This is a genomic window from Pseudomonas sp. PARCl1, assembly GCF_947311875.1.
GTDB lineage: Bacteria > Pseudomonadota > Gammaproteobacteria > Pseudomonadales > Pseudomonadaceae > Aquipseudomonas > Aquipseudomonas juntendi.
The window spans coordinates 213,405-229,674 of the sequence record NZ_CAMZMX010000002.1 but is presented as its reverse complement, the minus strand read 5'-3'; the positions used below and the strand labels follow the sequence as shown (position 1 = coordinate 229,674).

General features: G+C 63.1%; 18 protein-coding genes. 9 read left to right on the top strand and 9 right to left on the bottom strand.

Going from position 1 to position 16,270, the window contains the following annotated elements; all coding sequences use genetic code 11:
* Positions 1 to 274 precede the first annotated feature (274 nt).
* The 3 genes from QME24_RS02260 (at position 275) to QME24_RS02250 (ending at position 2,576) form a co-directional block, all read left to right on the top strand.
* Positions 275 to 1,294, top strand: a complete 1,020-nt coding sequence (locus QME24_RS02260; RefSeq protein WP_009686697.1) for a branched-chain amino acid aminotransferase — start codon at positions 275 to 277, stop codon at positions 1,292 to 1,294.
* Between the two features lie 229 nt (positions 1,295 to 1,523).
* The gene (locus tag QME24_RS02255) at positions 1,524 to 1,775 is read left to right on the top strand and encodes a hypothetical protein (RefSeq protein ID WP_009686696.1); all 252 of its coding nucleotides are present in this window, start codon (positions 1,524 to 1,526) and stop codon (positions 1,773 to 1,775) included.
* An 81-nt stretch (positions 1,776 to 1,856) separates the two neighbouring features.
* Positions 1,857 to 2,576, top strand: a complete 720-nt coding sequence (locus QME24_RS02250) for a TorF family putative porin (protein WP_009686695.1) — start codon at positions 1,857 to 1,859, stop codon at positions 2,574 to 2,576.
* On the opposite strand, the gene QME24_RS02245 is transcribed toward QME24_RS02250, so the two are convergent.
* On the bottom strand, positions 2,551 to 3,465 hold the full coding sequence (locus tag QME24_RS02245) for a DMT family transporter (protein ID WP_054904432.1): 915 nt from the start codon (positions 3,463 to 3,465) through the stop codon (positions 2,551 to 2,553). The two genes, QME24_RS02250 and QME24_RS02245, sit on opposite strands and share 26 nt — an antisense overlap.
* Positions 3,466 to 3,605: 140 nt before the next feature.
* Here QME24_RS02245 and QME24_RS02240 point away from each other — a divergent pair, with 140 nt between their 5' ends.
* Entirely contained in the window at positions 3,606 to 3,917 is a 312-nt protein-coding gene (locus QME24_RS02240; protein WP_029886482.1) for a hypothetical protein, read from the top strand.
* A gap of 58 nt (positions 3,918 to 3,975) precedes the next feature.
* On the opposite strand, the gene QME24_RS02235 is transcribed toward QME24_RS02240, so the two are convergent.
* Together QME24_RS02235 and QME24_RS02230 are read right to left on the bottom strand one after the other, a co-directional pair.
* On the bottom strand, positions 3,976 to 4,188 hold the full coding sequence (locus tag QME24_RS02235) for a PLDc N-terminal domain-containing protein (RefSeq protein WP_009686692.1): 213 nt from the start codon (positions 4,186 to 4,188) through the stop codon (positions 3,976 to 3,978).
* Between the two features lie 89 nt (positions 4,189 to 4,277).
* Positions 4,278 to 4,748 (bottom strand): hypothetical protein, encoded by a 471-nt coding sequence (locus tag QME24_RS02230; protein WP_029886483.1) that lies wholly within the window; start codon positions 4,746 to 4,748, stop codon positions 4,278 to 4,280.
* Positions 4,749 to 4,929: 181 nt separating this feature from the next.
* Between QME24_RS02230 and QME24_RS02225 the strand changes: the two genes are divergently transcribed.
* Positions 4,930 to 5,937, top strand: coding sequence for a GlxA family transcriptional regulator (locus QME24_RS02225; RefSeq protein WP_009686690.1), 1,008 nt, complete (start codon positions 4,930 to 4,932; stop codon positions 5,935 to 5,937).
* Positions 5,938 to 5,953: 16 nt separating this feature from the next.
* Here the strand turns inward: QME24_RS02225 and QME24_RS02220 are convergent, their stop codons facing one another.
* Together QME24_RS02220 and QME24_RS02215 are read right to left on the bottom strand one after the other, a co-directional pair.
* On the bottom strand, positions 5,954 to 6,637 hold the full coding sequence (locus tag QME24_RS02220; RefSeq protein WP_029886484.1) for a TetR/AcrR family transcriptional regulator: 684 nt from the start codon (positions 6,635 to 6,637) through the stop codon (positions 5,954 to 5,956).
* 77 nt (positions 6,638 to 6,714) lie between these two features.
* Positions 6,715 to 7,593: a hypothetical protein gene (locus QME24_RS02215; RefSeq protein WP_280091107.1), complete on the bottom strand. Its 879-nt coding sequence runs from the start codon at positions 7,591 to 7,593 to the stop codon at positions 6,715 to 6,717.
* A 238-nt stretch (positions 7,594 to 7,831) separates the two neighbouring features.
* Between QME24_RS02215 and QME24_RS02210 the strand changes: the two genes are divergently transcribed.
* Positions 7,832 to 8,668, top strand: coding sequence for a bifunctional allantoicase/(S)-ureidoglycine aminohydrolase (locus QME24_RS02210; protein ID WP_029886486.1), 837 nt, complete (start codon positions 7,832 to 7,834; stop codon positions 8,666 to 8,668).
* Positions 8,669 to 8,769: 101 nt separating this feature from the next.
* Here QME24_RS02210 and sodC read toward each other — a convergent pair whose 3' ends face one another.
* From sodC to pobA, 4 genes are all read right to left on the bottom strand, one after another.
* Positions 8,770 to 9,285 (bottom strand): superoxide dismutase family protein, encoded by a 516-nt coding sequence (gene sodC, locus QME24_RS02205; protein ID WP_054904436.1) that lies wholly within the window; start codon positions 9,283 to 9,285, stop codon positions 8,770 to 8,772.
* A gap of 113 nt (positions 9,286 to 9,398) precedes the next feature.
* The gene (locus tag QME24_RS02200; protein WP_009686685.1) at positions 9,399 to 10,280 is read right to left on the bottom strand and encodes a LysR substrate-binding domain-containing protein; all 882 of its coding nucleotides are present in this window, start codon (positions 10,278 to 10,280) and stop codon (positions 9,399 to 9,401) included.
* A 69-nt stretch (positions 10,281 to 10,349) separates the two neighbouring features.
* Positions 10,350 to 12,140 (bottom strand): gamma-glutamyltransferase, encoded by a 1,791-nt coding sequence (ggt, locus tag QME24_RS02195; protein ID WP_280091106.1) that lies wholly within the window; start codon positions 12,138 to 12,140, stop codon positions 10,350 to 10,352.
* A 115-nt stretch (positions 12,141 to 12,255) separates the two neighbouring features.
* Entirely contained in the window at positions 12,256 to 13,443 is a 1,188-nt protein-coding gene (gene pobA, locus QME24_RS02190) for a 4-hydroxybenzoate 3-monooxygenase (RefSeq protein WP_192440149.1), read from the bottom strand.
* Positions 13,444 to 13,615: 172 nt separating this feature from the next.
* Here pobA and QME24_RS02185 point away from each other — a divergent pair, with 172 nt between their 5' ends.
* The 3 genes from QME24_RS02185 (at position 13,616) to QME24_RS02175 (ending at position 15,920) form a co-directional block, all read left to right on the top strand.
* Positions 13,616 to 14,494 carry a helix-turn-helix domain-containing protein gene (locus QME24_RS02185; RefSeq protein ID WP_009686681.1) on the top strand — a complete coding sequence of 293 codons (879 nt, stop codon included), beginning with the start codon at positions 13,616 to 13,618 and terminating at the stop codon, positions 14,492 to 14,494.
* 108 nt (positions 14,495 to 14,602) lie between these two features.
* Positions 14,603 to 15,001, top strand: coding sequence for a MerR family DNA-binding transcriptional regulator (locus tag QME24_RS02180; protein WP_009686680.1), 399 nt, complete (start codon positions 14,603 to 14,605; stop codon positions 14,999 to 15,001).
* A gap of 19 nt (positions 15,002 to 15,020) precedes the next feature.
* Positions 15,021 to 15,920 (top strand): hydroxymethylglutaryl-CoA lyase, encoded by a 900-nt coding sequence (locus tag QME24_RS02175; RefSeq protein ID WP_029886492.1) that lies wholly within the window; start codon positions 15,021 to 15,023, stop codon positions 15,918 to 15,920.
* Positions 15,921 to 16,270 lie beyond the last annotated feature (350 nt).

Genomic DNA, 16,270 nt, shown 5'->3' with positions numbered 1-16,270 from the left:
CCAGGCATAATTGGCCCGAAACAAACGTAGGAGCGAGCGCAGCTCGCGATGCGCCGCGCGGGCGGCGCTCGATCTCACAGGCGCTGACAATATTGTGACAATCACCTTGCAGCCTCAATGCCGTCCCTGCGCCTGCAGCACCCGCAAATAATGCATCGCAGCCTGTCAATTCTTGACCGGCCGTTCCCGATCCGCCACGGATGTATTAAGGTGGCATGGTGCGCATATAACAGCAGCCCGAGCGATCGGGCATTAGCAAGACAATGAGGGTGTCATGAGCAACGAAAGCATTAATTGGGACAAGCTGGGTTTCGACTACATCAAGACCGACAAACGCTACCTGTCCGTATGGCGCAATGGCGAGTGGGACAAGGGCACCCTGACCGAAGACAACGTGCTGCACATCAGTGAAGGCTCCACCGCGCTGCACTATGGCCAGCAATGTTTCGAGGGCCTGAAGGCCTACCGCTGCAAGGATGGCTCCATCAACCTGTTCCGCCCGGACCAGAATGCCGCCCGCATGCAGCGCAGCTGCGCCCGCCTGCTGATGCCGCAGGTGCCGACCGATGTGTTCATCGAGGCGTGCAAGCAAGTGGTCAAGGCCAACGAAAAGTTCGTGCCACCGCATGGTAAAGGCGCCCTGTACCTGCGCCCGTTCGTCATCGGCACCGGCGACAACATTGGCGTGCGCACCGCTCCCGAGTTCATCTTCTCGGTTTTCGCCATTCCGGTTGGCTCGTACTTCAAGGGTGGCATGAAGCCGCACAACTTCCAGATCTCCAGCTTCGACCGTGCAGCACCGCAGGGCACCGGTGCCGCCAAGGTCGGTGGCAACTACGCTGCCAGCCTGCAGCCAGGTGCCGAAGCGAAGAAAGCCAACTTCGCCGACGCCATCTACCTCGACCCGCTGACCCACACCAAGATTGAAGAAGTCGGCTCGGCCAACTTCTTCGGCATTACCGCCAACAATGAGTTCGTCACGCCTAAATCGGCCTCGGTGCTGCCAGGCATCACCCGCCTGTCGCTGATGGAGCTGGCACAATCGCGCCTGGGCCTGACCGTGGTCGAAGGTGACGTGGAAATCAGCAAGCTGGACCGCTTCGTCGAAGCCGGCGCCTGCGGTACTGCTGCGGTGATCACCCCGATTGGTGGCATCGAGTACAACGGCAAGCTGCACGTGTTCCACGACCTGGAGAAAGTCGGCCCGGTCACGCAGAAGCTCTACAACGAGCTGACCGGCATCCAGAGCGGTGATGTGGAAGCACCGGCTGGCTGGATCGTCAAAGTCGCCTGATACGCCTTTGCGGTATAAAAACGGGGCATGCCATCGCTGGCATGCCCCGTTTTTCATGGATCGAGCCACCAGGCGGCAGCCTGCAAGGTTTGAGCTTCTGCGCGTCAATGGCCAGGGCGCCGTGCATCAATAGTCACTATCGAGAGGGGCAATTTCTACCAGGCGCGGCAACCACATAACCTAGCTCCATCGCCTCGCCACCTACACCCTTGGCCCCTGGAGCTACCTGATGAACACCCTGGCCCGCTTGCTGACTGCCACGTTTGCCCTGCTTACCCTCGCCATCAGCAGCGGCTGTGCCAGCCACCCTGAACTGCGGCCGTACAGCGCCGACGAAACCCGCCAGTTACAGCTGGAGGCCTTGCAGCGCCGCGGTCTGTCGCTGGACGACTATGAGCAGCAACGCCGGGTGATCCAGCGTGCCGGCAACCTGCCGGTGGTGACCGAGGCAGCCGATGCCGACCGTTCGACCAAAGGCTGAACCCGCCACTACAAGGTTTTCAGCGGCCGCTCGGGCAGGTATCCTTGAACGCTCTACCGTAAGCCCTCCAGGACGGTGACCATGTTCAGGCCCCTGCTGTTGCTGAGCATTGCCCTGCTGTTCAGCCCCCCTCTGCTGGCCCAGCAGATGAAGCGCCAACTGGGCGATTTCGACTTTACACTCGGCACCACCCCTTCACGTAGCATGGCCCAAGGGTTGATTTCACCCACGGCGGTCGGCGCGTTTCATGGTGGCATGGATTTCAGCCACCCCAGTGGGCTGTACGTCGGCCAATACGCCCCGAGCATGGGGGTGACGGCCAACTCGACCCTGCGCCTGGACAGCTACATGGGCTACAAGCACCACTTCGACAGCACCTTGGGCTATGAAGTGGGGTTGATCCACTACAGCCAGCCAAACATCGCCGGCGCCGAGAGCGTAGCCCTGTATGGGGGAGTGTCGGTGCTGGGCAGCCGGTTCGGCGGTGCACTGCGCGACAACCCCGACAACCGCACCGGTACGCTGTTCGCCGACTTTGGCCAACTGCCCTTGTTCGATGTCGACCTCACCGTCAAACTCGCCCATCACCGTCTGGGCACACCCTTCACCATCGGCGATGGCAGCCAGGTGAATGCCTTTTCCGACTGGTCGCTGGAACTGTCGCGCCCTTGGCTGGGCATCGACCTGAACCTGATCTACAGCAACTCGAGCCTCAGTGGCACCAGCTGTGACGCCTACTCAGGCATGAACACCTATTGCGACAGCGTGGTCACCCTCAAGGCCCAGCGCAGCTTTTTCTAGGCTTTGCCTGCAGGGCCTGGCGGCGCGGCACCAGCGCCAGCGCAATACCGCCCAGCACTACCACACTGGCGAGCAACAAACGCAGCGATAACGGCTCACCGATCAGCGCAACCCCGCCCAACCCGGCCAGCACCGGCACACTCAGCTGCAGGGTCGCCGCCTGTTGCGCACTGACCTGCCGCACCACGCCATACCACACGGCATAACCGGCTCCGGAAGCCAGCACACCGGAGCCCAGGGCGAACAGCAAGCCACCGGCGCTAAGGTGTGGCCCGGCCCCCAGCAACAGCAGCGGTGCCAGCACCACCAGCCAGGGCAGGCTGCGGGCAAAGTTGCCGGCCGTGTCGGCCAGCGGCCTGGGCGACCCTCTGCCGAGCAAGGTGTACGCCCCCCAGGCGATGCCGGAAATAACCATCAGCAAGGCACTGCTGAACGGGGGCGCCGAAGCGCCTGGCAACAACAGCACCAGCAAGCCGGCGAAGGCGATCAGCATACCCAGCAGGCCCCGTGCGCTGATGCGTTCGCCTTTGCACCAGGCAAAGCCGAACATCGTGATCTGCACGGCACCGAAGAGCAGCAAGGCGCCCGCCCCGGCGCTCAGTTGCAGGTAGGCCGCTGAAAACAGGAAGGCATACAGGCACAAGGCCAGGCCTGCTCGCCAGGTGCCACCCATGCGCTGCGCCGGTCTGCGCAATCGAATCAGCAACAACAGGAACACTGCACCACTGGCCAGGCGCACGACAGTGAACGAGGCCGGGTCGATCGCCCCGTTCTTGAGGGCCAGGCGGCAGAATACCGAGTTGGCGGCAAATGCCACCAGGCTGAACAGCGCTGGCCAGAGCCAGGCACGAGCCTTATGCCCGGCAAGCGAGGTGGTGCCAGTGCTCATGGTGTGGGACTCGAGGTCAAGTAGGTCGTCTCCTACAAACAGATGAGATTGTTGAACACCTCGTTCGTTTTCACAACTTGCGCATGCCGGTAAGGTGCACGGCACGGCACGGACGCTTTAGCGCAACCAAGGACAAAACCATGAGCAAATTCGATTTTCAGTTGGCTTACACCGTCGAAGGGGATGAGGCAGATGCGGCGAAGGCACGTACGTACCTTCGCGAGAAAACCGGCCTGGAAACCGTCCAGCACATCGAGACCACCTTGCTTGGGGTGGTCACGCTCGAGGCCGCGACGCTTGCCGACCGCCAGAAGGATGCCGGGCGCGTATTCCACGCATTCATACACGATGCATTGAAGACGCTGGGCGTGCTGTCCACCGTGAAGTTCTACGGCTGCCTGATGGTGAACGGCCTCGGCCCCGCCATTCGCTTCAACGTGCTGCCCAAATGACCGCTGGAAAGTGACCGCTGACGGTATCAGGCGCGCGAGCGCCTGATGCCTGTGCCTGTCATTTTTCTTCGAGTACGGACCGGCCTTTTACGGCGCGCGGGCCGCGCCAGGCCCAGAACAACAAGCCGGGGATTGGCGCGTAGACGACGAACACCACCCACAACATCTTGCGTTCGGCGCGCCGCTCACTGCCGATGATGTTCCAGATGGCCCAGATTTCCATGAGGATGACCAAGGCTGCGACAATGATCCAGATCGTTCCGACTTCCATAAGCGCTCTCTCTTTGCCGTGTAATGGCTTGGGTTGTTATTGACGCTGAGGGTTCAGATTGTTTTGACCACTCCTGCAGGTAACGCACCTCACTGCTGCGGCGCACGCTCCAGCGCCGCCTTCAATGCCGCGGCATCGGTGAACGCCTGCTGGCTCACCAATCTGCCTTCTTGCAACTGCAACCACTGCACCTGCCCTGGCTGCCCGGGGTACCGGCTGGCTACCCGCCCTTCCCGGTCGAGCAGCACCCTATAGCTGTAACCGCGCATGGCCGGGATGGCGAACAGCTTGCTGATCAACGCAGGCATGCGCTGGATGTCGGCGACGAATACGGCCTTGCGTGCTTCCAGGTAGTCTTTGGGCGCGTCGGCCAGTGCAGCCTTGACCAACTTGGCGCCGTCCATGTCGCGCGCCACCAGTAGTACCTGGGTGTCCGCGCTCAGGGTGTAGGCCTTGTCATGCTGGTCAAGCAACGTGAAGGGCGCGAGCGGTTCGCCCGGCTCCATGGCCGTGGCCAGCAATGGCAACAAGCTGAGCAACAAGGCAGCGGCGTATTTCATCGATAGGTTCCTCAAGGGCCAGGCGTTTCATGCAAGCGCCTATGGCAAAGCATAGTGGGAAAGTCTGCAGCCATACAGGTTGCCTGAACACGACCTGTAATACGACACCGCCACCGGGGAGATTGTCTTTCCTCCAGCCACCGGCCACACTCTGCGAGCCAGCCAGCAAGCGGAGTTCAGAGTGCCCACGCCACGCCAGTTCAGCAAGAAGACCAGTACCAGCAACATGCTGCGGCTCAAGGCCAGCAGCGCCGACGCCCAGGCCCCTTATCAAGTCGATTTCGTGCTGCTCGAACACTTCTCCATGGCCAGTTTCACCGTGGCCATGGACGTGCTGGTCACGGCCAACCTGCTGCGTACCGACAGCTTCAGTTTCACCCCGCTGTCGCTGGACGGCGACCGCGTGCTCAGCGACCTTGGGCTGGAACTGGTAGCCACCGAATTGTCCCCCCAGGCGTTGCAGTCACCAGACCTGCTGGTCATCTGCGGGGGCTTGCGTACGCCGCTGAAATACCCGGTACTCGACCGCTTGCTGAGTGATTGCGCGGCCCATGGCATGGCCTTGGGTGGCTTGTGGAACGGCGCCTGGTTCCTGGGGCGCGCCGGGGTGCTGGATGACTATGGCTGCAGCGTTCACCCCGAGCAGCGTGCCAGTTTGTCCGAGCGCAGCCCGCAAACCCGCATTACTCCGGCCAGCTTCACCCTCGACCGTGACCGGCTCAGTGCCGCCAGCCCGAACGGCGCCATGGAACTGATGCTGGGGCTGGTGCGGCGCTTGTATGGTGACGGCCTGGCCGAAGGCGTGGAAGAAATTCTGTCGTTCTCAGGCGCCCGTTACCGCCAGGTCGGGCCGGGGGCCAAGAAGTCCATGAGCCTGCACCTGCGTACCATTGTCGAACTGATGGAGAACAACCTCGAAGAAACCCTCAGCCTCGACCAGCTGGCCGCCTACAGCGGGCGCTCACGGCGGCAGATCGACCGGCTGTTCCAGGCCCAACTGGGCACATCGCCGCGGCGTTACTACATGGAGCTGCGCATTACCAAAAGCCGCAGGCTGCTGCAGTATTCCGACCTGTCGGTGATGGAAGTGGCGGTGGCTTGCGGCTTTGTTTCGGTGTCACATTTCAGCAAATGCTATGCGGCGTATTTTGGCTACCCGCCCTCGCGTGAGCAGCGGTTGGGCGACTGAGCAGGCTGGCGCAGCGTCAGGGGCGCTGCCCAACCTGAATGTAGCGCAGCACCGCATCACAGATCATCGCCTTGTGCCGCAGCTTGACCTGGTCATCCGACAGGTCTATCTGGAAGATCTCGCCAAAGGTATGCCGGTTGGACACCCGGTAAAAACAGAACGAGCTCATCAGCATGTGCAGGTCGATCACCTCGATACCGCTACGGAACACCCCTTCTTCTACCCCACGGCGCAGCGTGTTGCCCAAGGCTTCGAGCACCAGGCTGCTCATTTCGCGAATAGCCGGGGACTGCTTGACGTATTCGCCGTAGTGGATGTTTTCGGTGCAGATGATCCGCACGAAGTCGACATTGCGGTCGTGGTGGTCGAAGGTGAATTCCACCAGCCTGCGGATCGCCTGGTCGGCCGGCAGCGACTCCAGGTCCAGGCTTTGCTCGGTCTTGCGAATATCGCCGTATAGCTTGACCAGGCACTCGCAATACAACTGCTCCTTGCTGCCGAAGTAGTAGTAGATCATGCGCTTGGACGTAGCCGTGCGTTCAGCGATGGCGTCTACGCGAGCCCCGGCCAGCCCTTGCTGAACGAATTCGTGGATGGCGGCCTGGAGGATATCCTCGCGGGTTTTCTCGGGGTTGTTCTTGCGCGTTCTGCGCCCCCCTTCGGTTTCAGGCTGGCCAAGGCCGACTACGGAATCACTCATACCCACTCACAGGCTGTTTATTGGAATGTGGGGGATTATCCGTGAGCACGGCCGTGCAGGGAAGCACGCTGTTGCGACTAGCGCTGGGCCGTGACCGGCTCTGCTGGCGGCGTCAGGTGCAAGACACGGTCGCGTCCGCCCTCGGCCAGCAGGTAACCGCCCTTGCCGTCGGCGATGATGGCCTGGGGCGCCTTGAGAAACGTCAGCACCGTGTGCTGGCTGCCGTCGGCAGCGATGCGCAGCAGCCGGGCGCGGTGCGTGTTGTCCTCGCTGATCCACAGGCCACGCTGGTCACAGTACAGGAACGTGGGGTTGCGCAAACCGTCGACCACCACCGGGTCGCTGCCATCGTCGGCCAGGGCGCGCACGGTGCCCTTGGCTTTTTCGGTGTACAACAGGTCGCCCCGACAGCGTGTCAGCCCTTCGGTTTCTGTCAGGCCGGAACGCAGTATGTCAAGTTGCCCGCTCTGCCAGTCGTAGCGCATGAGGCGGCCGTTACCTTTGCGGTCTTCGATGGCATACAGGTGCTTGCCGTCGTTCCACAGCCCTTGCACGCTGTCGCCATCGAACAACGGCGTGACCTTGCCATTGCGGGCCAGGCTGACGGGCGCGGCACCGCCCTCCTGGCTGAATACCCAACCGCCCTGGGCCGCGACCATGCCGTCGGGTTTGGACAGGTTATTGATGACTACCACCCGGGCGCCGTCGGCGGCGATCTTGAGGATGCTGCCGCGGCCGTCGTCCAGCTCGCGGCTGACCAGCAGGCTGCCATCGGCTTGCGGCAGCAGTGACGCGGCCTTGGTCACGTCACGGTGCAGCACACCGACTTTCCAACCTGCCGCGGCCTGCACCGGATAGAAGCTTTGCCAGGCGAAAAAGCCCAATGTGGCCACGAGCAGGCCAGTGGTGGCGGTGAAGACGATTCGGGTGCTGCGCTTGCGCAGGATAGACGGCATAAGGGGGGCTCCTTGGAAATGCCGGGGGATCCTAACAAGGGAATGTGAAAAATATGTCGGAACTATCTGCTCGGCAGCCCCTGCGTGCGAACGCGCATTCAGCGATCGAATCCTGGGTATTCCAACATTTAATTTGTGCATGGCGCGCGCTCGACCCTATTCTGTCGCCACATCCCCTGCGCCGCACCGGCCGGTGCGGTTCACGGCACGGGGAGAGAACAACAAGTCGAGATTGTCCATGTCGAACCATTCGTACTTCGCCCCCCACGGTGGGCACCCGGCTCAAACCGAGCTGCTGACTGACCGTGCCATGTTCACCGAAGCCTATGCCGTCATCCCCAAAGGCGTAATGCGTGACATCGTCACCAGCCACTTGCCATTCTGGGACAAGATGCGCATGTGGGTCATCGCCCGCCCACTGACCGGTTTTGCCGAGACTTTCTCGCAGTACATCGTCGAAGTGGCCCCGGAAGGCGGCAGCGAACGCCCTGAGCTGGACCCTGATGCCGAGGCCGTGGTGTTCATCGTCGAAGGCGAACTGGACATCACCGTCGAAGGCAAGCACCACACCCTGGTGCCAGGCGGCTACGCGTTCCTGGCGCCAGGCGCCGAGTGGAGCCTGCGCAACAACAGCAAAGCCAATGTCACCTTCCACTGGCTGCGCAAGCACTACCAGAAAGTCGAGGGCCTGGACGCACCTGAGTCGTTCGTGACCCACCGTGACAACGCCACCGTCATTGAAATGCCGGGCACCGAAGGCCGCTGGGTCACTACCCGCTTCGTCGACATGGCCGACATGCGTCACGACATGCATGTGAACATCGTCACCTTCCAGCCCGGCGGCGTGATCCCGTTCGCCGAAACCCACGTGATGGAGCATGGCCTGTACGTGCTGGAAGGCAAGGCGGTGTACCGCCTGAACCAGGACTGGGTCGAAGTGGAAGCCGGCGACTTCATGTGGCTGCGCGCCTTCTGCCCGCAAGCCTGCTACGCAGGTGGCCCAGGCAAGTTCAGCTACCTGCTGTACAAGGACGTGAACCGTCACGTGCATTTGACGCTGAACCCCAAGCGCTGAGGCACCGGGGCGCAGGGCGCCCTGCTCCCGACACAAGGCCGCCCCCGCAGGTTTGCGTGAACCTGCAGGGGCGGCCTTGTTTCAGGCGCACGGGCAAGCGTTTACTGCACGACCCCGCAGGCCACCCGGGCTCCACCGCCACCCAGCTTCTCGGGGTGGTCGCTGTGGTTGTCACCGCCGGCGTGCACCATCAGTGCATGGCCTTTGAAATCGGTGGCCTTCAGCCGCGGGGCGAGGACCGGATAGGTGGCCTTGCCATCGGCCCCCACATACAGCGCCGGCAAGTCGCCACGATGACCGCTGTCATCATAGGGGCCTTTGTGGGCGTTGCTGGAATCCGGGTCCCAATGCCCGCCCGCAGCGCCCGCTGGCACAGGCTTGCCGCCTTCTTGCGCCGGTGCGCACGAGGCGTTCTGGTGGAGGTGGAAGCCGTGCACACCTGGCGGCAGGTCCTTCAGGTCGGGGATGAGCAACGTGCCATATTTGTTCTGCTCGATGCTGATAGTGCCAATGGACGTGCCAGGGCCGTCGGGCCCGGCCAGCTTGAGTTCGACCGTTTCGGCCGCCTGGGCCAACCCGGCGCTGGCCAGTAAAGCGACAAATGCAGCTGTTTTCATAGTGCGTCTCCATGGCTTGGGTTGCTGGGCGTACTGCCCACGTTAACGGTGGGACTGCACGGCCCTGCCAGACATTCCATCGCGCCACAGCCTGAAACACTTTTCTTGTTGGGCTAGATGCCGCCCCCGGCCAGCAATTGAGTCATGACCTCGGCCAAGGCCTTGACCATGATGTCAGCGGTCGGCCGGTGAACAATGACGATTTCATAGCTATCGATCTCCGGCAGCCCCTGCCCCTCGCCCAGCACCCGGTGCTCGCCTGTCGCCGCGCGCGGCGGGAGCAAACTGACGCCCATGCCATCGGCCACGGCCGCCTGGATGCCACTGAGGCTGGAACTGGTGAAGCTGATACGCCAGCGCCGGCCCATGCCCTCGATGGCATTGATCATGTCTTCGCGGTACAGGCCGCGTGGCGGAAAGGTCACCAGCGGAATCGGGTCCAGCTCGAACGCCGGCGCGCGGGCACTGTCGATCCACTGCAGGCGCTCTGGCCAGCATGCCACGCCCTCGCGGGTGTTGCGCCGCTGCTTGAGCAGCACCAGGTCGAGCTCACCGTTGTCGTAGGCCTGGCTGAGGTCGCGGCACAGGCCGCTGGTCACCTCCAGCTTTACCTGCGGGTGCAGGCGGCTGAACGCCGCCAGCGCATTGGTGGTCCGCCCGCCGACGAAGTCTTCCGGCACACCCAGGCGCACGGTGGTGCCGACCATGGCCCCGGCCAAGGCTTCGAGCATCTGGTCGTTCAGCGCCAGCATATGCCGGGCATAGCCCAGCAGGGTCTGCCCGGCGTCGGTTGGCAGCACGTCGCGGTTGCCGCGTACCAGTAACCGGTGGCCAACCATGTCCTCCAGGCGGCGAACCTTCTGGCTGATGGTCGACTGGGTGGAATGCAGGCGAGCGGCCGCGGTGGTGAAACTGCCGCAGTCGGCCACCACCACCGTGGCGCGCAACAGGTCAAGGTCGAACAGGGCCCTATTCGATTTCGCGCTATTGGACATCTTGGTATTCAACTAATGAATGACAAGACAGACTTCTATCACGCTATACCAGGCCCTGCAACGCCCTGCTTAGTCGCCGAGGGCGACCCCTTCGCGCCGCGGATCGGCCCCTCCAGCCCAGCCGTCAGCCGTGCGCTGGATGATCTGCATGCCGCTGGTCATGGTCATTGGCGTGACCTCGTGGCCCCAGGCCGCCAACTGGCGGACCAGTGCCGGGCTGGCCAGCCCTGCCTCCACTTCCGTGCCGGCATTGCGGCTGCCGAAATTGGGCAGGCCGGCAGCCTGCTGCGGGTCCAGTTGCCAATCCAGCAGTCCGAGCAGTGCCTTGTTCACGTAACCGATGATCTGTGAGCCCCCCGGCGAACCCAGGCTGGCCACCAGCTCCCCGCCAGCGCGGGAAAATACCAGGGTCGGCGCCATGGCCGACAGCGGCCGCTTGCCAGGTTGTACCCGGTTGGCCACAGGCCGGCCACGCTCCTGCGCGATGAACGAAAAGTCGGTCAGGGTGTTGTTGAGCAGGAAGCCTCTGACCATCACGTGCGCGCCGAACGCGGCCTCGACCGAGGTGGTCATGGCCAGGGCATGACCGCTGTCATCCACTGCGCTCAGGTGCGAGGTAGAAATGCGCAGGGGCGAGCGGTCCGGTGCCAGGGCCAGGTCGACACCAGGCGGCTGGCCTGGGCGCGCACGTTTCATGCTGTGTGCCCCGATCAAGGCGGCGCGGCTGGCCAGGTAGGCCGGGTGGGTGAGGGCCTTGACCGGCACGGGCACATAATCGCTGTCTGCCAGGTACTGGGCGCGGTCGGCATACGCCAGGCGCTCGGCCTCGGCGACCAGGTGCACGGCCATTGGCGCTGCTTCAATGCCCGCCGGGGATGAAGTGGGCTGCGGCCGCAACCCAGCCAGGTCATGCGCAGGCACGGCCCGTTGAGCGGCTTCAAGGATGCCCAGGGTCTGCAACACCGTTACCCCGCCGGAAGACGGCGGCGGCACGCCGCAAATTTGCCAAGCCTTGTAGGGGCCGCATACCGGCTCGCGCTGCCTGGCCTGGTACAGCTGCAAGTCCTGCAGCGACAGGTAACCGGGATTGGCATGGCTGCGCACCTGGGCCACCATGGCCTGGGCAATCTCGCCGCTGTAGAACACATCGGCGCCGTGCGCAGCGATCAGCTCCAGGGTTTGGGCAAGCGCCGGGTTGCGCAGGGTAGCTCCCACAGGCAAGGGCCTGCCCTGTTCATCCAGAAAATAACGCGCCATGGCCGGTGACTGGGCAATGAACGGGTCACCGGCTATCAAGGTGTGCAAGCGCGGGGAAACCGCAAAGCCGCTGCGGGCCAAGGCGATGGCCGGCGCAAACAGGTCGCGCCAGGGCAGCTTGCCATAGCGCTGGTGGGCCATCTGCAACGCCCGCAGCACACCCGGCACCCCCACCGAGCGGCCACCGATCTGCGCCTGGCGGAACGGCATCGGCTCACCATCGGCCTGCAGAAACAGTTGTTCCGTGACCCCCGCCGGGGCTGCCTCGCGGCCGTCGAACGCCTGCACGCGCTCGCCATCCCAATACAGGATGAAAGCCCCACCGCCAATGCCACTGGACTGCGGCTCGACCAGGGTCAGCACCATTTGCATGGCGATGGCAGCGTCGATGGCGCTGCCACCGGCCCGCAGTATCGCCCGCCCCGCTTCGCTGGCCAGCGGGTTGGCAGCGGCCACCATGTGCCGGCTGGCGTGCACCGGCTGCAGGCCGGTGCGGTACCCGGAAGCCAGTTCCGGTGCAACTGGCAGCGCCTGGTCGGCCTTCGCCGCCCCGCTGGCGGCCAGCAGCCACAGGGCCACGAGCAGTGGCTTGGAAAATGTCATCGCGTGCTTCCTGCTTCACCCATTCAGCCCGCCACTGTGGGTCATGGCCAAACCCGAGTTCAAGCTTTTGCGCGATTTTCCTGGCTCCCGGCCTCGTCAGCGGGAGGCGGCAGCCTCAAACCACCTCTTCGAACGGCAGGCCCACATAGTTTTCGGCAATGTTCAGCAAACCTGCCGGCGAGGTCAGGAAGTACTCGCGATCAGCCTCTTGCATCTTCTGGTCCCAGGCGTCCTTGTGGCTGCCGAAGTCGTGCAGCAGTTGGGTCATGAACCAGCTGAAACGCTCGCCCTTCCATACCCGGCGCAGGGCCAGGGGCGAATACTGCTGCAACAGCTCGGTACGCCCCTCGCGGAACACCTTGAGCAGAATCCGGTACAGGTAGTTGACGTCCGAGGCTGCCAGGTTCAACCCCTTGGCCCCGGTTGGCGGCACGATATGCGCGGCATCGCCGACCAGGAACAGGTGGCCATACTGCATCGGTTCCACCACCAGGCTGCGCAGCGGCGCGATGCTCTTCTCCAGGGCCGGGCCTGTGACCAGGTCCGCTGCCACCTCGGCAGGCAAACGCGCTTTCAGTTCGGCCCAGAAGCGCTCGTCGGGCCACTCCTCGACACGGTCTTGCAGCGGCACTTGCAGGTAGTAGCGGCTGCGGGTTTGCGAACGTTGGCTGCACAGCGCGAAACCGCGGGCGTGGTGGGCATAGATCAGTTCATGGTTGACCGGCGGTGTATCCGCCAGCAGGCCCAGCCAGCCGAAGGGGTATACCCGTTCGTATTGTTTGAGCACACCCTCGGGAATGCTCTGCCGGGAAACCCCATGGAAGCCGTCACAGCCAGCAATGTAATCGCAATCCAGGCGCTGGACCTGACCGTCTTTTTCAAAGGTCAGGTAGGGCTTCTCGCCCTTGAGCTCATGCGGCTGAACATTGCTGGCCGAATAGAAGATGGGGGCCCCGTTGGCTGCACGGGCCTGCATCAGGTCACGGGTAACTTCGGTCTGGCCATAGACCATCACCGTCTTGCCGCCGGTCAGGGCCTTGAGATCCAGGCGCTGGCGGCGCCCGCCAACCAGCAGCTCGACACCTTCGTGCACCAGGCCTTCGCGGTCCATACGTTCGGCCACACCGGCCTCGCGCAACAGGTCGACCGTGCCCTGCTCCAGCACACCGGCGCGGATGCGGCCCAGCACGTACTCGGCGGTCTGGCGCTCGACGATCACCGTGTCGATACCGGCGTTATGCAGCAGTTGACCCAGCAGCAGGCCCGACGGGCCCGCGCCAATGATTGCAACCTGAGTTTTCATTGTTGTTGTCTCTGTTGGAACGATACCGGCCCTGCACTGGCGGTGGCGCGGCATCTGCTGTTAGGGTTTGCCTTTGCATTTTTACGGGCAAAACCCGCAACTGAGCTGTGCTATTCCATGCAAAACCTGCACTTTTACAAAAAACGTTCGATTAACGGACAGGCCAAAGCTGATGAAATCCACCCTACCCGGCGTTCCGCTGTTCAAGTTGTATGGGGAAAACCAGGCCTGGCCTGGTACCGACCTGCTGCACTGTGAGCCGATCCCGGCACGCAGCCGCCTGCACCACTGGGAGATCAAGCCCCACCAACATGCCGAGCTGTTTCAATTGCTGTACGTGCAACGCGGGCAGGCCCAGGTGGAAATCGAGGGCACCCGCACTGCCATAAGCGAAGCCGCGATCCAGGTGGTGCCCCCCCTGACCGTGCATGGCTTTCGCTTCAGTGCCGACATCCAGGGCCACGTGCTCACTTTTGGCGCCGCGCTGGTGGCCAACCTTGAGCAGCGCCTGGGCGCACCGCTGGCGGTGTTGTCCAAGCCGGTAAGCTACCCGCTGGGCCGGGATCGCGCGCACCTGCGCAGCCTGATCGAGACCTTGCAGCAGGAATACCAGGGCAACGCCCCATCGCGGGCCGCCATGCTGGAGGCGTTGGTGACCGCCCTGATGGTGTGGATCAGCCGCCGTCAGCAGCTTGGGCAGGCCCCGCGCACGCGCGATGAACGCGACCGCCAGTTGCTGGGGCAGTATTTGCGCCTGGTCGAAGCGCACTACCGCGAGCACTTGTCGATAGAGGCATTCGCCGCACGGCTGAATGTGCAGAGCCTGCAGTTGAACCAGCTGTGCCGGGCGCTGAGCGGGCAGACGGCGTTGCAAGTGGTGCACCAGCGCCTGTTGCTCGAGGCGCGGCGCAGCCTGGTTTACACACGCATGAGCATCGGCCAGTTGTCCGATAGCCTGGGGTTCAGCGACCCCACCTACTTTGCCCGCTGGTTCAAGCGCCTGAGTGGGCAAACGCCCAATGCGTATCGGCGGGCAGTGCAGCCTGAATGACCGGCCTGCCTGGCCCCAGGTCCGCAGGCCATGCCCACGCTCGCGCTTGCTTGACGTTTACGTCAAGCTGGCCTCAGGATACCCGGATACTTCCGCCTGAGCCCCAGCATGAGCACGCAGACCTACAGCATCTCCGACCTGTCCCGCGAACTGGACATCACCACCCGCGCCATCCGCTTCTACGAGGAACAGGGCCTGTTGAGCCCGGAGCGCCGGGGCCTGGAACGTATCTATTCGGCGCGCGACAAGGTCAGCCTGAAGCTCATATTGCGTGGCAAGCGCATCGGCTTTTCCCTGGCCGAGTGCCGCGAGCTGATCGAGCTGTACGACCCCACCAGCGGCAACCTCAAACAGCTCAACAGCATGCTGGCGAAAATCGCCGAACGCCGCGCCCAGCTGGAGCAGCAACTGCTCGACATTCACCAGATGCAACTGGAGCTGGACACGGCCCAGGAACGCTGCGAGCAAGCACTGGCCGCCACCCTCAACAACACAGACAACCGCTGAACGCCACAGGAAAACCACCATGTCCCTGCCCAACCACGTGCGCCTGGTCGAAGTCGGCCCCCGCGACGGCCTGCAGAACGAAGCCCAACCCATCAGCGTCAGCGCCAAGGTGCGCCTGGTAGACGACCTCACCGAAGCGGGCCTGGCCTACATTGAAGTGGGCAGTTTCGTGTCGCCCAAGTGGGTGCCGCAAATGGCCGGCTCGGCCGAAGTGTTTGCCGGCATCCAGCAGCGCCCAGGCGTTACCTATGCAGCGCTGGCACCGAACCTGCGCGGTTTTGAAGACGCACTGGCCGCAGGCGTAAAGGAAGTGGCGGTGTTCGCAGCGGCCACCGAAGCGTTCTCGCAGCGCAACATCAACTGCTCGGTCAGCGACAGCCTCAAGCGCTTCGAACCGATCATGGCAGCTGCCCGCAGCCACGGTGTGCGGGTGCGTGGCTATGTGTCGTGCGTGCTGGGCTGCCCCTACGAAGGCAAGGTCAGCGCCGAGCAGGTGGCACCGATTGCCCGCGAGCTGCGCGACATGGGCTGCTACGAGGTATCGCTGGGCGACACTATCGGCACTGGCACCGCCGGCGACACCCGGCGCCTGTTCGAGGTGGTGTCGGCGCAGGTGCCACGCGAGCAACTGGCCGGGCACTTCCATGACACGTATGGCCAGGCCCTGGCCAATGTCTACGCCAGCCTGCTCGAAGGCATCAATGTGTTCGACAGCTCGGTCGCCGGCCTGGGCGGTTGCCCGTATGCCAAGGGCGCCACCGGCAATATCGCCAGCGAGGATGTGCTTTACCTGTTGCAGGGGCTGGGCATCGAAACCGGCATCGACCTGGACCGGCTGATTGCCGCTGGGCAGCGCATCAGCCAGGTACTGGGCCGCAGCAACGGTTCACGGGTGGCGCGGGCGCGCATGGCGCAGTAGGTCATGAAGGTGTCACAGAGGTGTGGGTGAGTGTTACCGCCCCCCATTCCACAGCGAAAAATCGGGTAACAGGGAAACAAATCGACAAAAATTCGGGCCCTGCATTTTTTTAAAATCCGCTAACTGCTTGATTCTAAAGGGTATTCAAAAGTTGGCACGCTGCCTGCTATATCTTTCGTACAACAACAAAAAAAATGCGATACCCAATAAAAACAACAGATAACGGCTCTGACATAACAAGAACAACACGGCAGAGGCGCAGCAAGCAGATTTTTTTGGAGTAGGCAGTCTTTTCAGGGGCCCGCCCCGCGGTCTGGCACAGAACAACAAAACTACCTCGAGGTAGCAGC